Genomic DNA, 1009 nt, shown 5'->3' with positions numbered 1-1009 from the left:
CGGCCGTGATACACGTAATCCGTACCCTGACCGAGGTCAAAGTAAACGATATTCACCGAATACACCTTACGTATCTTCTCGTACAAATCACCTTCCGATATATACTCCGTCACCGCCTTCGACACACCGTAAAGCATCCGCAGAAAATAATCCAGCTCCCGGTTATTCTGCACCTCCACTATTATCAACTCCCCCTTACTGTCCTCCGCCAACAGGTCCACCCGGTTAAACTTATCCGTAATATCATCCTTATTCCCCTCACTCTCCAGAATACTGCGGATAGTTATCTTCTCCTCCAGCAGGCTGCTGAGGAAACCCTCGAGGACTACGAAATTACTTTTGTGGCGGAGAAGGCGTTTCATCGCCCAATCAAAACGGACAAGATGCGGTAAAGGCATAAATTCGGATTTTCAGTTCACACCACAAAGATAGGACATCTTATCCACATATCGAGCAGGGAGGCGGAAAAAAGAAAACGGGGGAAAATTCCCCCGTTCAACCCTTCATTTTATAACATCCAAAATTACAAAATTCATTCTTTCGGGCGGATAAAACCAACGGGTTTTCGTGGCTTGTCAGCGAACTTCTTTTGCACCTGAAGTTCCGCCAACGTCTGATTGATTAGTTCCAATTGCATCCGAGTATCTTCATTAATATCGTTTTGGTCGGCAAACATTTCTTCGATATACCTTTTCAACTCCCTTACTTCCTTTTGAAGCAGTGCGTGTTTGTCGGCTGGAGGATTGGCAATCAGTCGACGGACTGCCACAAAAGCCCGCATAATACTTCTATTTATCTCAATAGCTGTTTTAGAATCAAGAACACTACTAAGCATTGCAATACCAAGCTCGGTAAAGGCAAATGGCAGATACTTTATATTAGAACCTCTTCCAATATTCAAGGTGCCAATTTGGCACCTTGAAAGTTCATCTTTCGTCAATTCAAACATAAAATCTTCTCCCTCAAATCGTTCTATATTACGACGTACGGCACGTTTCAGTTGTTTTGT

2 protein-coding genes are annotated in these 1009 nt (G+C 43.6%); both read right to left on the bottom strand.

Annotated elements, in window-relative coordinates:
- The coding region (locus tag NFR61_RS11140; RefSeq protein WP_251624193.1) for an Rpn family recombination-promoting nuclease/putative transposase at positions 1–398 on the bottom strand (398 nt) is incomplete at its 3' end.
- A 134-nt stretch (positions 399–532) separates the two neighbouring features.
- Positions 533–1009, bottom strand: a 477-nt coding sequence (locus NFR61_RS11135) for an ORF6N domain-containing protein (RefSeq protein WP_420910124.1), incomplete at its 5' end; no start/stop codon positions are given.

Origin of the sequence: Odoribacter lunatus (assembly GCF_943193135.1) — a bacterium.
Lineage (GTDB): Bacteria > Bacteroidota > Bacteroidia > Bacteroidales > Marinifilaceae > Culturomica > Culturomica lunata.
Note: the sequence above shows the minus strand (reverse complement) of the source record. Positions and strands in the feature narration are given on the sequence as shown.